This is a genomic window from Frondihabitans sp. PhB161 (assembly GCF_003814635.1).
In the GTDB taxonomy this organism is placed as follows: domain Bacteria; phylum Actinomycetota; class Actinomycetes; order Actinomycetales; family Microbacteriaceae; genus Frondihabitans.
This window is the reverse complement of record NZ_RKQW01000002.1, coordinates 662,796-675,117: the sequence shown is the minus strand read 5'-3', so window position 1 is coordinate 675,117 and position 12,322 is coordinate 662,796. Positions and strand designations below refer to the sequence as shown.

Annotated in this window: 13 protein-coding genes and 1 tRNA gene; 10 read left to right on the top strand and 4 right to left on the bottom strand. The window is 64.0% G+C overall.

Annotation, left to right across the window (positions count from 1 at the left end; genetic code table 11):
* Positions 1 to 25: 25 nt before the first annotated feature.
* Positions 26 to 304, bottom strand: coding sequence for a multidrug ABC transporter ATPase (locus tag EDF39_RS11935; protein WP_123943342.1), 279 nt, complete (start codon positions 302 to 304; stop codon positions 26 to 28).
* Between the two features lie 76 nt (positions 305 to 380).
* Between EDF39_RS11935 and EDF39_RS11930 the strand changes: the two genes are divergently transcribed.
* Together EDF39_RS11930 and EDF39_RS11925 are read left to right on the top strand one after the other, a co-directional pair.
* Positions 381 to 758 carry a cold-shock protein gene (locus EDF39_RS11930; protein ID WP_055963793.1) on the top strand — a complete coding sequence of 126 codons (378 nt, stop codon included), beginning with the start codon at positions 381 to 383 and terminating at the stop codon, positions 756 to 758.
* Positions 751 to 1,350 (top strand): DUF3027 domain-containing protein, encoded by a 600-nt coding sequence (locus EDF39_RS11925; RefSeq protein ID WP_233573055.1) that lies wholly within the window; start codon positions 751 to 753, stop codon positions 1,348 to 1,350. The genes EDF39_RS11930 and EDF39_RS11925 overlap by 8 nt, the downstream gene beginning before the upstream one ends.
* Before the next feature lie 172 nt (positions 1,351 to 1,522).
* Here the strand turns inward: EDF39_RS11925 and serC are convergent, their stop codons facing one another.
* Entirely contained in the window at positions 1,523 to 2,659 is a 1,137-nt protein-coding gene (serC, locus tag EDF39_RS11920; RefSeq protein WP_123943339.1) for a phosphoserine transaminase, read from the bottom strand.
* 121 nt (positions 2,660 to 2,780) lie between these two features.
* Here serC and EDF39_RS11915 point away from each other — a divergent pair, with 121 nt between their 5' ends.
* The 5 genes from EDF39_RS11915 to EDF39_RS11895 all read left to right on the top strand — a co-directional run bounded on the left by EDF39_RS11915 (position 2,781) and on the right by EDF39_RS11895 (position 6,884).
* Positions 2,781 to 3,473, top strand: a complete 693-nt coding sequence (locus EDF39_RS11915; RefSeq protein ID WP_123943337.1) for a metal-dependent transcriptional regulator — start codon at positions 2,781 to 2,783, stop codon at positions 3,471 to 3,473.
* Between the two features lie 241 nt (positions 3,474 to 3,714).
* Positions 3,715 to 4,665 carry a C40 family peptidase gene (locus tag EDF39_RS11910; protein WP_158613227.1) on the top strand — a complete coding sequence of 317 codons (951 nt, stop codon included), beginning with the start codon at positions 3,715 to 3,717 and terminating at the stop codon, positions 4,663 to 4,665.
* A gap of 489 nt (positions 4,666 to 5,154) precedes the next feature.
* The gene (locus EDF39_RS11905) at positions 5,155 to 5,652 is read left to right on the top strand and encodes an HNH endonuclease (protein WP_123943333.1); all 498 of its coding nucleotides are present in this window, start codon (positions 5,155 to 5,157) and stop codon (positions 5,650 to 5,652) included.
* Positions 5,653 to 5,914: 262 nt separating this feature from the next.
* Positions 5,915 to 5,989 (top strand) — tRNA-Arg (locus EDF39_RS11900).
* Positions 5,990 to 6,350: 361 nt separating this feature from the next.
* Positions 6,351 to 6,884 carry a hypothetical protein gene (locus tag EDF39_RS11895; protein ID WP_123943331.1) on the top strand — a complete coding sequence of 178 codons (534 nt, stop codon included), beginning with the start codon at positions 6,351 to 6,353 and terminating at the stop codon, positions 6,882 to 6,884.
* 43 nt (positions 6,885 to 6,927) lie between these two features.
* Here the strand turns inward: EDF39_RS11895 and EDF39_RS11890 are convergent, their stop codons facing one another.
* On the bottom strand, positions 6,928 to 7,803 hold the full coding sequence (locus EDF39_RS11890; protein ID WP_123943329.1) for a PIN domain-containing protein: 876 nt from the start codon (positions 7,801 to 7,803) through the stop codon (positions 6,928 to 6,930).
* Positions 7,804 to 8,066: 263 nt separating this feature from the next.
* Here EDF39_RS11890 and EDF39_RS11885 point away from each other — a divergent pair, with 263 nt between their 5' ends.
* Positions 8,067 to 8,963 (top strand): hypothetical protein, encoded by an 897-nt coding sequence (locus EDF39_RS11885; protein WP_123943327.1) that lies wholly within the window; start codon positions 8,067 to 8,069, stop codon positions 8,961 to 8,963.
* 160 nt (positions 8,964 to 9,123) lie between these two features.
* Complete coding sequence (locus tag EDF39_RS11880) at positions 9,124 to 9,546, top strand: hypothetical protein (RefSeq protein WP_123943325.1); 423 nt, start codon at positions 9,124 to 9,126, stop codon at positions 9,544 to 9,546.
* A 13-nt stretch (positions 9,547 to 9,559) separates the two neighbouring features.
* Here EDF39_RS11880 and EDF39_RS11875 read toward each other — a convergent pair whose 3' ends face one another.
* A complete protein-coding gene (locus EDF39_RS11875; RefSeq protein ID WP_123943323.1) occupies positions 9,560 to 9,892 on the bottom strand; it encodes a hypothetical protein in 333 nt (110 codons plus the stop codon).
* Positions 9,893 to 10,289: 397 nt separating this feature from the next.
* Between EDF39_RS11875 and EDF39_RS11870 the strand changes: the two genes are divergently transcribed.
* Positions 10,290 to 12,155 (top strand): P-loop NTPase fold protein, encoded by a 1,866-nt coding sequence (locus EDF39_RS11870; RefSeq protein WP_158613226.1) that lies wholly within the window; start codon positions 10,290 to 10,292, stop codon positions 12,153 to 12,155.
* Positions 12,156 to 12,322: the final 167 nt, after the last annotated feature.

Genomic DNA, 12,322 nt, shown 5'->3' with positions numbered 1-12,322 from the left:
GCCCCGGTGCTCTGGCGGCCGCCGGTCAGCGTGTGTCGCCCCGGGTCTCGCGTTGACGGCGAATCGCGCTGACGATGACGAACGCGATGATGAGCAGGATCGCGATCGGGAATCCGAGAACGGGCAGCACGGCGATCGCCGGCCAGATGCCACTCGCACTTGTCACGTGGGCTGCGCCACCGATGAGGTAGATGGCGATGCAGACAGCGGAGAAGACCGCGACGGTGATCGCGGCGTACACGAGGACACGCTCGGCTCGACGGATTCCGTCGGGAGCGTTCACGACCTGCTTCTTCTGTGCCACGGTGCTCAGCGTAGTCGGGGCACGGCTGGCCATGGGCCCGTATGCTTGTCGGGCCCCACTACCTAGGAGTTCAGTCATGCCCACCGGCAAGGTCAAGTTCTACGACGAAGAGAAGGGCTTCGGCTTCATCGCGAGCGATGACGGCCAAGAAGTCTTCCTCCATGCGTCGTCTCTGCCCGCCGGCACGACCGGGATCAAGGCCGGCTCCCGGCTCGAGTTCGGCATCGCCGACGGGAAGAAGGGCGCCCAGGCGCTCTCGGTGCGTGTGCTCGAGAAGGCGCCGAGCCTCGTCGAGCGCAACCGTCGCTCGGCCGAAGACATGGCCGTGATCGTCGAAGACGTCGTGAAGATGCTCGACGGAGTCGGCAACCGCCTCCGCCGCGGCCGCTACCCCGAAAATGGCGCGCAGGTCGCCGCCGTGCTGCGGAAGATCGCGGACCAACTCGATGGCTGACGCGGCAGACCTCTACTCGCTGGCTCGTGAAGCGCTCCTCGAGATCACCCGCGACGACACGATCGGCGACCCGCTCGAAGTGGTCTACGAGGGCGAAGGCGTCTCGACGGTCCGCTTCGCGAACACGCTTCCGGGCTACCCGGGCTGGTTGTGGACGGTCAGCATCGCTGTCGTCGGCGAGGAGGAGCCCTCGGTGCTCGAGACCGAACTGCTGCCGGGCGACACCTCCCTGCTCGCACCCGACTGGGTGCCGTGGGTCGAGCGCCTGGCGGAGTACGAGGCCGCGCAGGGTGCGTTGTCGGAAGACGACGACGAGTCTGATGAGGATGATGACGACGAGTCGGACGACGACTCGGACGACGACGATGACGATGAGTCGGACGACGATGATGAGTCGGATGACGACGATGACTCGGACGAAAACGACTCAGACGACGATGACGACGACGACTACGACGAGAACTCGCCCCGCAAGGCACGCGGCGGCCTCCGCCGCGAGTTCGACGGCGTCGACGTCGAGGAGGCGGCCGAGGCCGCCGGCCTCGACGGGTCGGACGGCGACGACGAGGATGACGACGTCACGCGCTCCTAGACGCTGACTGAGAGTACGAAAACCGCCCCCCGGCTTCGGCCGAGGGGCGGTTTTCGTGCACTCGACGTGGAGCGCTACCGAATTCGAAGGAGATTTTCGGGAGTGAGCCGTCGGATCCTTGATTTCTGGGCCCGAGGTAGGCGTTTCTCCTTCAAATTCGGAGGGGGCGGCGTCAGGCAGCGAGGGCGGCGACCGCGAACTCGATGGACCGGATGAGCTGGCGGACGTCGTCGGGCTCGATCGCCGTGAAGGTGGCGACGCGGAGCTGGTTGCGGCCGAGCTTGCGATACGGCTCGGTGTCGACGATGCCGTTGGCGCGGAGCACCTTCGCGACGAGGGCCGCGTCGATCGAGTCGTCGAAGTCGATCGTCGCAACGACCTGTGAGCGGTGCTCGGGGTTGACGACGAACGGCGTCGCGTAGTCGGAGGTGGTGGCCCAGTCGTAGAGGGCTCCCGACGACTCTTTGGTGCGGGCGTCGGCCCACGAGAGGCCGCCATTGTCGAGGATCCACCGGGTCTGGTCTTCGAGAAGAAGGAGCGTCGTCAGGGCGGGCGTGTTGAGCGTCTGGTTCAGCCGCGAGTTGTCGACCGCGTTCTTCAGGCTGAGGAATTCGGGGATGTAACGGTCGGACGCGGCGATGCGCTCCACGCGCTCGATCGCCGCGGGTGACATGATCGCGAACCAGAGACCGCCGTCGGAGGCGAAGTTCTTCTGGGGGGCGAAGTAGTAGACGTCGGCCTCGGCGGCGTCGAAGGCCGCTCCACCCGCCGCGCTGGTGGCGTCGATCACGGTGAGGGCGCCCGGGTCGCCGTACACGCGCCTCACGGGTGCCATGACGCCGGTCGAGGTCTCGTTGTGCGGCCACGCGTAGACATCGACGCCCGCCTCGACCTCGACCTCAGCGCGCGAGCCGCCCGGCGCGGTGATGACCCGGGGCGCGTCGAGCCAGGGCGCGCCGGCGGCCTTGGCGAACTTCGAGCCGAACTCGCCGAAGGACAGATTCTCGGCGCGCTTCTCGATGAGGCCGAACGACGCGGCATCCCAGAACGCGGTCGAGCCTCCGTCGCCGAGGACCACCTCGTAGCCGTCGGGAAGGGCGAAGAGCGTAGAGAGGTCGGCCCGGATCCTGCCCACCAGGTCTTTGACCGGCGCCTGCCGGTGCGACGTGCCGAGGATGGTGGAGCCCGCCGTCACGAGGTGCTCGAGCTGAGCGCCGCGGATCTTCGAGGGGCCGCAACCGAAGCGACCGTCGGTCGGAAGGAGGTCGCGGGGGATCGTGATGTCGGAGGGGGTGCGGGTGTCGGCCATGCGATCGATCGTATCCAGGGCAACTACGGGGGAAGTTCACCATCAGAGGACGCCCAGGTGATCCGGCCCATAAGGTGCGAGCAGTAGTCTTGATGAAAATTGCGTTATCGGGGAGGCACCGTTGACTGATCTTGTCGACACCACAGAGATGTACCTTCGGACGATCCTCGATCTCGAAGAGGAGAACATTGTTCCCCTTCGCGCGCGGATCTCGGAGCGACTCGGCCACTCCGGCCCGACGGTTTCGCAGACCGTTGCCCGCATGGAGCGCGACGGCCTGGTCGTCGTCACCGGCGACCGCCACCTCGAACTGACCACACAGGGGCGCACCAAGGCCACCCACGTGATCCGCAAGCACCGTCTCGCCGAGCGCCTCCTCGCCGACGTCATCGGTCTCGACTGGGCGTTCGTTCACGACGAGGCCTGCCGCTGGGAGCACGTGATGAGCGAGCAGGTCGAGCGCCGACTGCTCGAGATGCTCGACCACCCGACGGAGTCGCCGTACGGCAACCCGATCCCGGGGCTCGACGAGCTCGGCGACTCGCCCGCGGGCCGGTTCATGGACGGCGTGATCTCGATCGTCGACGTGGCGGCGCAGAATCCCAGCGGAAAGTCAGGAACGATTCGGCGCCTCGCCGAGCCGGTCCAGTTCGAGCCGGAGTTCTTGCAGCAGCTGCACGACAGTGGGGTACAGCCCGGCAAGACGGCGACCATCTCGCAGGCGGGATCGTACGTTCGCGTGCACGTGGAGGGGTACGACGAGGCACTCGAGCTGGCCAATGACGTCGCGGCGCACATCTACCTCAGCGTCTGACTTTTGCCCCGTTCGTTTACCCTTTCGTTACAAAAGTCCTCCTTCAGGATGACACCGCGGTCGTACTCGGGTACGCTCGCCAAGTCCAAACAACCAGGAAGCCGGTTGCCGGACCCGTGGCAAGACGTCTCGATCCCCATCTCTTGCCGCTAGTCGTTGATCCAACGAACGGATGGGTCGTCTGACCCGGGTAGCCACCGCTTTGCCCGGAACAGCGTCGAGACGCAGGAGAGCCCCCCTCTTGAGCACTGGCATCACTACGACCACCCAATCGACCTCGGTCGCCACACGTCGGTCGACCCCCCGCACCGACCCGATCCGCACCGGTCCCATCGACACCGTCACGAGCACCGCCGTCGCCGCACCCACGACACGTCGAGCCGCTCGCGCCGCCGATGAGGCAGCCGCACGGAACCGCGCTGGAGGCCACTCCTTCAAGGCTGGATCGGTCAAGCGCGGTGTCGTCTCGGTCGGCGCCCTCACCCTCGTTGCCGGACTCATGGGCACTATGGCCATTCCGGCCTTCGCCCAGACCGCGAGCCCGGTCGCCGGTTCGTCTGTCGACGCTTCGACCTCGGCTTTGAGCTCCGAGCTCTCCACCGGATCGCAGTCAGCCACGGTCGCCTCCGGCGTGACCGCCGCCAGCACCAGCCGCGACAGCTACACGGCCACCGCACCCGTCGTCGCCGCACCGGTCGTTCAGACCGCGACCACGTCGACCGCGTCGACCTTGACCGACACGCAGGCCACCGCTGCGACCGCCGAGCGCGCCTCTTTCGCCGCCAGCACCGCGTACACGGGAAAGACGGCCGCCGACTACCTCGCGTCGCCCGCCCACCCCGCCTTCAGCCTTGCGGCGGTCTACCAGACGGCCCTGCAGTACGTCGGAACGCCCTACGTCTTCGGCGGGGCGACCCCGTCCGGCTTCGACTGCTCCGGCTTCGTGATGTACGTATACGCGCAGTACGGCATCTCGCTGGCCCACTCGGTGCCCGCGCAGTCCGCTGCCGGCACGATCATCTCGCAGGCCGACGCCGAGCCCGGCGACATCGTCGTGCTCAACGACGGCTCGCACGATGGGTTCTACGCCGGCAACGGCATGATCCTCGACGCTCCCAAGCCCGGCGGCGCAGTCAGCGTCCGTCCGCTTTGGACGAGCGACGTGCACTTCGTGCGCCTCGGCATCAAGTAGGCCGCACTTCTGCTGCTACTGCTGGCCCCGCTCCCGTGTGGAGCGGGGCTTGCTGTTTGTGGGGCTTGCTGTTTGTGGGGGCTGGTGCGTCTGCAGTCGGGCGCGGGGGAGCGACGCGAGGGCGACGAGCGGGGTGGGGGTGAGGCGGCGGAGCGGATCCTTGGGTTTTGGGGTCGTGAACTCCGTGTTAAGCATTGCTGGCGGCTCTAGGTCTCGCGGGCGTCGTGACGTAATCTGAGCGCACGCAGTTCGACGAGCCGTTACGGAGATCCCCGTGTCACGACCAGCAGCCTCCCGCACCATGGGTGCGTTGCTGACCCGTGCCATACGGACCACCCGCCGGAACGTGCACCACTTCGGTGTGCGCCCCAGCGCCCGCGTGTGAAGCATCGTCTTTCGACGGTGCTTTTTTCGTCTCCCGACCGGTAAGCCCCGAGCTGTCTGCATCGAATGCCTGGAAGCCGTCCAGGCCGTTTCGAAAGGGAAGCAATGCGCACTCTCGTCCTCAATGCCGGCTACGAGCCCCTCGCCGTCGTGTCGTTCCGCAGAGCACTCGTGCTCGTCATGAGCCAGAAAGCCACCGTGCTGGCGGCCGACGCGGAACACCCGGTGCTCGGAGCGACATTCACCTTCGATCGCCCGTCGGTGATCGTGTTGACCCGGTACGTGCGGTCGCCGCACACCCGGCAGATCCCCGTGTCGCGTCGTGGAGTGCTGCGGCGAGATTCGCACCACTGCGCGTACTGCGGCAAGACCGCGACCACGATCGACCACGTGCAGCCCCGGTCGCGCGGCGGGCAAGACTCGTGGGAGAACCTCGTCGCCTGCTGCCTCCGCTGCAACAACCTGAAGAGCAACCGCACGCCGCTCGAGATGGGCTGGTCGCTGCGGTGGCAGCCGAAAGCGCCGCACGGGGTCGGATGGGTCGTGCGCGGGGTCGAGCAGCCGCAAGCGGTGTGGGACGAGTATTTGGCGGTTGCTGCTTAGGTCGTGGGTTGGCGTTTGGTCGCGGGGTCGCGGCTTGCTCGCGGGGGTGCGGCGGTGCTGAGCGTGACTCGCACCCCCTGGCGGTCTCGCGACCCACCGTGCGGCCGGATGATTCGGCCGCGCGGGGGTGCAGGTGGCTAAACCCTCGCGGTCGGACGGGAAACTCTGCCTAGGACCACCTCGGAGGCCGACTGCAAGGGTTCGGGCGCGCGGCGGGCGGGCAGGAACTCAGGATCCGAGGTCGGTTAGGCTGGTGTCGTCAGCCTCTGTAGCTCAATGGAAGAGCAGTTCCGTCCTAAGGAAAGGGTTGGGGGTTCGAGTCCCTCCAGGGGCACCATAAGGCCCTGTTTAAAACCCTCGACCGAATCCTGTTCGGCTGAGGGTTTTTTGATGCCCTCCCGGCCTCTGTCGGGAGGGTGAATGGATTGCCGAGAATGGTCTCGAATGGCTCCGCGAAATCCGCCGTGACATCGCCGTCCTGATCCATGAAGATCGGGCTGACAACGGCCTCGTTGAAAGCTCCGCGAAAATGATCGGGTGCCCGATCGCAAACTTGGTCTCAATGTCCCGACATGTCCAGGGCGGCCGGCAGGTTCGCCGCCCGGTCAATGACGCTGAAGTTCTTGGAACAAATAAATCGCTACGACGTCGACTACTACCCCTAATGTTCTGGCCAAAACGAGTGGCATGCTTCCGATATGAGCTACTCAGACATTCTCGCGACGACGGCCCTCGCGGCATCCCTTGCCGTAGCGGCCTTGAGCGAATGGCGAAACCGCCGGTGGGAACGACCGGTTATGTTGGTCTCCGGCAAAAATTGGATGAGTGTGAGGGGCACCGTCCGTGGCGGCCGGGTTGCCGGTTTTAGCCTGGAGGTGGTGAACATAGGCAACCATGACACGCAGGTAGTTAACGCCTACTGGGAGATTGATCGTGGCGACCGTGAACCGGAGCGATACGCAGCAGTCCATGGGGGAGGAGGGGTTGAGTCTCTCTTCGAACCTCCTGACTACGCGGAGGACCCTGACATGCCTTTCAACCTCGGGCGTTACGAACGAAGCGGGTGGAATTTTGAGGTGAGCCTTCAAGACATGCGGGACGTGGACCAAATACTCCGGGCTCGTCCCGCCGTTACCTTTATTTCCCGAAAGTCGACGGAGTCGGCTTACGGCGCCTGGCATCTCTTTTGTGCGGACGAGGCGACTGATGTGCGTCAAGAGGGCCACCTATGAGATGCGGATTAAAACCACGGAGGGCTCGGGGCCCACACCGAAGTCAGTCCGCGTGCATATACGTCAATTTCGTCGCCTTGAGGCCCGACTGCCTGGCCTGGAACACGGCGGCTGCGTCATAGCTGACGAAGTGCACGTCGGTCGCGAACGGGCGCAGGCTAACGGCCCTCTCGATGATCTCAGTGTCTGCATCAGGAATCGGAAATCCGGGCGTCCGGTTCGCAATAAGCATGAGGCTAAGGTCAGTTCTTCCGCCGACTTCCCACCGGCGCAGCCAGTGTTTCCCGTCGAACTCCGGTATTCCCTCATCGATGAAGCGAAGGGCGGCGCCAGCGTCGTGGCGCAGCTCGTTTCGCGTGCCACGGTTCACGTTATTATTGCTCGCCATCTTGTGACGGTCGAGCTCCCGGACGACCTGGAGGGGGACCGCGAGCCCTAGATGCCGGTGAGCCTGAGTGTTCAGCGTTTTGTGCCAGGGGAAGGATTCGAGTCCAGAGTGATGCGTTAGGAGCACATTGGTATCCAAGACGACGGCGACGGTGTCGGACTCCCCGGAAAGCCGAGACGAGCCCCATCTCGAAAGTTCGTGGTCCAGGGCCTCGGCCTCTCGCACGAAAGTCTCGATCCGTTGCCCGACCTCAAGCCGCACGAAGTCCGCGAGGTCCGCCTGCGTGAACGTCGACGAGTTCAGGTTCTGCAATGCCCAATATCGCTTAGTTGTTAGGACGCCGTCGAGTTCCGAATCTGCCAGCCACTGTCCGATCTGCAGGATCTGGACGCCGATCCACCGGCGATAGGCGCTGAGGATCCGCTCTGGCGCATTGTCATTGCCGCCGATGACGTCCCTGCCAGATCGGGCGCCCTCGTGAAGGGCCTTCGCGGCGTCTCGGGCCCCCGTGCCAGCGCGAAGTTCAAGCACGGCTCACCACTGGACCCGTCGCCGTGGACGCTTCCGGCGCTTGCCGAGACCCGAAAGTAGGACGAGGCCGGCCAACAGCCCGACGGCCCGTGGGTGCGAAGAGACCACGCCGCCGAGTACATGGGCCGCTGCGGCAGCACCCTGCAGAAGGCCGCCGAAGAGCAGGTGTGAGATCCGTTGGGGTCATGTGGCCACGGTACGGGGAGCCACCGACACCCCGATGGGGGCTCCCGGACGGCCAGGCCGCCCTCTTACTGTCGGATATGACCTACTGGTGGGCAAGTCAGAACCGGAACTACAGGACCGTCATCCCGCTCGGGACCCTCTGGTCACGCCCCACAGTCACCGGCGCGATGAGGAAGGACCGCACGGCGCTCAAGAGCATGGAGCCCGATGACGTCGTCTTCCACTACGGCGGGGCCTGCGTGCGCGCCGTCAGCCAGGTTGTGTCGACATGGATCCCCTCGGACAGGCCTCCCGGGTACCCGATCGGTCAGCCGACAGACGGCGTCGCGGAAGACGGTTGGCTCGTCCGCGTCGAGCCATTCGCCGTCGGGCTGGAGCTGCACCGGGATGACGTGTGCGGGATCGTCGGCTGGGGGAGCCCCGGGCCCCTCACGAGGTCCGGAAAGCCGCAGGAGAAGTACGTCTCCGAGCTGAGGGACGCGGATGCTGTCGCCCTCCTCAGGCGACTTGATCTCAGGAAGCCGAGCCGGAGTGTTTCCGGCCGTCCCCACGAGGATTGGCGCGCATGGTCGGGTGCCGCGGACGCCGAGGCGATGACCACTATCCGCCGTGAGCAGCGTGCCCTGCGAGCTCACCTCCTAGACGGTCGGGACGAGGCTCCGTGCGGCATGTGTTCTCGAGAACTGCCCTCGGACCTGCTCGTCGCCGGACACATTGTTCCGCGGTCGATGTTGGACGAGGAACAGCGGGCCGACTTCCAGGGCCACGCGATGCTCGTGTGCCTCCTGGGCTGTGACGCCCTGTTCGAGCGCGGATACATCGTGGTCACGCCCGACGCACGGCTGGCGCGGGGCGTCACCAGGCCGCAGTTCACGTTCGGGGCCACTTGGTCAGGCCCGATTGGCCAGAAGGTCAACGCGTGGTCGCCAGGCAGGGCCGATGCCTTCGAGAGGCATCGTCTTCTGCACGAGTGATCGATTCTTTCAGCATCACCGATGGGTCAAGTGCAGGTTGGGGAAGAAAATGAGCAGAGCAGCTAGTTACGGTCAACTTGGGGCGATCGCAAGGGGTCTGGCGACGGACTACACGCCTAGTCCAGTGTGGCGGGGGAGCCCCTTCGAATGGATTCAAACCATGCCCCCTGTAAAGAGAGGAGCTGTCGGACGGCGGCTCGTTGAACGTTGGGCCAGGCAGTCGGGCTTCGAGGCGACCGTCTGGACTTCCGAAGACAGGCAGATCTATCTCCTGATCAACGGATTCCGGGTCCAGGTTAAGCTTTCGACCTTGTGGCAGAGCGGCTTCTATCGATTTCAACAGATTCGAGATCGGGAGTACGACTTCTGCCTTCTCTTGGGGCTCTCGCCGACGACCGTGCACGCGTGGCTTGTTCCGAAGGACGCCCTCGACGTGCACGTCATCGGGCACCTGGGCCAGCACACGGGTTCTCAGGCAAAGGAGACAGCCTGGCTTACGGTCTACCCGTCGGATCCGCCGCAATGGCTGACCTGGTTTGGGGACGACTTGGATAACGTTGCCCAGATGCTCACGGACGGATGACCTGGGTACGCGATTAGGGCATGAAGACGGACGCGCCCCCTAGTCCGTCTTGGCGGGGTGTGCTTCGAGCGGCAGAGGTGGGCACCTCGAAGATGGCCTCGATAGCGCTCCGCTTAGTCGCCGCTTCGCGTTCAATTTCAGCGCGAACTGCCGCCGCCCGCTGCTTTATCGCGGGACCCGACTTCGACTTCGCGATCCAGGCGTCATTCGCCAGTCGGATCTCCTCGGTCACGGTGCGGTCGTTTAACTGCGCGATGATGTCGAGCTGCGCTCGGCGCTCCTCGTTCAGCCGCGCGGCCAGCGTCTTGATGGCGGACAGCCCGCCAGGGGAAAGGGAGTCACTCATGAGCTCCATTCCTTGATCTGATGCGGCCGGCGAGTCGGAGGACTCTCCTTCAGACCACATTTGACCAAGGAGCGGCGTGTGCCGAAGGTTCCTGAGCCTCGAGGCACCTTCTCATTGAATGCCATCTCATCCACGGCCGCTACTGTCCGGTCGCCTTCGGATTAGTCGCGGGCGGGTCTCTGGCGGACATGCCCTGTCGAACACCGACGCTTGCCAGTCAGCCACCGACATGCGATAAATGAGATTAGATATTAGATTCCAACCTCATTCTTGTCACCAAGTTGCGGTGGAATGATTCGCAATGTCGTAGGTGGCCGATAGGTTCATGATGACGATCTGCGGGAGAGGCAGACAAGGAAGTACGTGCAGCACTCGCATAATGATCTTGGGGGACACAATGACTGACACCAACGCCAGCGCTGCGACGGAGTTAGTTTCATTTCCGCTGCTGCTTGACGAGCCGACAGACATCGATTTTCTCTCGTTCGATGCTGTCGCGGGCACGGCAGTCGAAGCCTTACTCGACAGCCGGCTTGACCCAATCGCTCTCGGCCTTTCTGGATCATGGGGAAGCGGCAAGACCTCCGTGCTTCGGCTCATAGCAAAAGAGCTGGAGGGTCATGCCGACGACCGGTCGCGGCTCGTCATTCAGACCGATCCTTGGCGGTACGACCCTCAGCTAGGTGCGAAGGAATCGCTTATCGGCGAGATCTTGAGCGCGCTGGCGAGCGAAATTCCCGAAGACGGGACTGGCGAGAAAGCAAAGAATCTCCTGCGACGCCTGGTGAAGCGCGTCGAATGGGGCAAGGCCTTGCAAGTTGCTGCCAAGTCCGCCATCACAGTGACGCTGCCCTCCGTCGACTCGTTGCTGGGCCTAGTGAAGCCAGCGGAAGATCCGAACGAACCCGAGCCCATCACCGACATGGTGCAGTTCAGGGCTGAGTTCCAAAAACTACTTGAGTCAGATGGCCTTGCCCATCTCAAGAACGTCATCGTGCTCGTGGACGACCTCGATCGCTGCCTTCCGCCGACTGTCGTCGAAACCCTGGAGACCATTCGACTGTTCCTCTCCGTGCCGCGCATGTCTTTTGTGATTGCAGCCGACGAGGAACGCGTTGCCGAAGCGATCGCCGAGCACTTTCCTAAAACTGATGGTGCGAGCACCGGCGAGGAGTCGCCTGCTCGGCTCTATCTGCACAAGATCGTTCAGACATCGGTGCCAGTACCTGCCCTCAGCGATTTTGATACCGAGGCCTACATGGTCTTGCTGCAGATTCGGTCTCTCGTAGATGCCCCGCGATTTTCATCGATCGTCGGCGAAGTGGCCACCGCGAGGCGGGCAAGCACGCCGATCGAGTCCATTCGAGCACTCAGCGATGACGCCTTCTTGACGGCCCGCAACAGCGCAACCCGCATCAAGCAGATCGTGCATGAAAAGACAAAAGGCAATCCGCGGCGAATAAAGCGCTTCATGAACGACCTTTCCGTGCGTTTGAACATCGCATCGCGTCGCGGCATCGAGCTGGACGCGGCGACGATTGCCAAGCTCATGGTCCTCGAGCAGTATTTCCCGGACGAGTTTCGCGAAGTTACGGGCTGGCTCCGGGAGCAAAAGCTGCGCTCCAATATGGAGGCCCTCGAACGACGAGCCGGTTCGAGTACGACTGAAGAGGTTGTGGGCGACGATGAGCCCAAGGAAGTTGATGCGGTAGAGCCGACGGAGAGCACTGACGCCGCAGTCACTGGGACGCAATTTAGCGACCAACTTGTCCGATGGGCTCGCCTCTCACCGCCCCTTTCGAAGAAGGACATTGCCCCTTACCTCGTATTGGCAGCCTCCTTCAAGAGCGTGTTCTTGGCTGCAGAGAATCTGCCCGAAGGAATTCGGGATATCGCAACTCAACTCCTGTCGCGGTCCCCTTCCGAAGCCAGGCGGGCCACAGACGACATGCTGAAAAGCCTTACGGTGTCAGAGGCAACGCAGCTCGTGACCCATATCGGCGGTGTCATCATCGACGAACCGCAGCGGCAGACCGCCGGCGTCGTCGCGCTTATTCGCATAAGTCGCCTCCACTCCGTGTCAGTAACAGCCATCGTCAGCGCGCTTCGACGCATCAGTCCGTCCGACCTAAAAGTCGGAGGACTTATTCAGCTGCAGCCTGCGGATCCGCGCGAGGTCTTCGAGCAGCTTGAGTCGATGGCAAGCGCGAGCGGACGGACCGACCTCATTGAGGCGATCGCCGCTGCCAAAGAGGGCATGTAAGGCGTGGGTACTAGTTCGTCCTACAAAGGCTCCAACAGCAAGGTGTCGCGCGATCTTCGCGACGGAGTTGCCGACTGGGCCTCCTCGCAGGGGAACGGAGCGCTGAGCGCCGTTCCAGAACGAGTTGTAGCCCAGGCTCTGAGAATCCCCGTCTTTCCCCGCGCGCC

Excerpts from the sequence above, each read along its gene's own strand:
- EDF39_RS11930 (WP_055963793.1), top strand. The coding sequence starts at position 381 with ATGCCCACCGGCAAGGTCAAGTTCTACGACGAAGAGAAGGGCTTCGGC.
- EDF39_RS11925 (WP_233573055.1), top strand. The coding sequence starts at position 751 with ATGGCTGACGCGGCAGACCTCTACTCGCTGGCTCGTGAAGCGCTCCTC.
- serC (WP_123943339.1), bottom strand. The coding sequence starts at position 2,659 with ATGGCCGACACCCGCACCCCCTCCGACATCACGATCCCCCGCGACCTC.
- EDF39_RS11905 (WP_123943333.1), top strand. The coding sequence starts at position 5,155 with ATGCGCACTCTCGTCCTCAATGCCGGCTACGAGCCCCTCGCCGTCGTG.
- EDF39_RS11895 (WP_123943331.1), top strand. The coding sequence starts at position 6,351 with ATGAGCTACTCAGACATTCTCGCGACGACGGCCCTCGCGGCATCCCTT.
- EDF39_RS11885 (WP_123943327.1), top strand. The coding sequence starts at position 8,067 with ATGACCTACTGGTGGGCAAGTCAGAACCGGAACTACAGGACCGTCATC.
- EDF39_RS11880 (WP_123943325.1), top strand. The coding sequence starts at position 9,124 with ATGCCCCCTGTAAAGAGAGGAGCTGTCGGACGGCGGCTCGTTGAACGT.
- EDF39_RS11875 (WP_123943323.1), bottom strand. The coding sequence starts at position 9,892 with ATGAGTGACTCCCTTTCCCCTGGCGGGCTGTCCGCCATCAAGACGCTG.
- EDF39_RS11870 (WP_158613226.1), top strand. The coding sequence starts at position 10,290 with ATGACTGACACCAACGCCAGCGCTGCGACGGAGTTAGTTTCATTTCCG.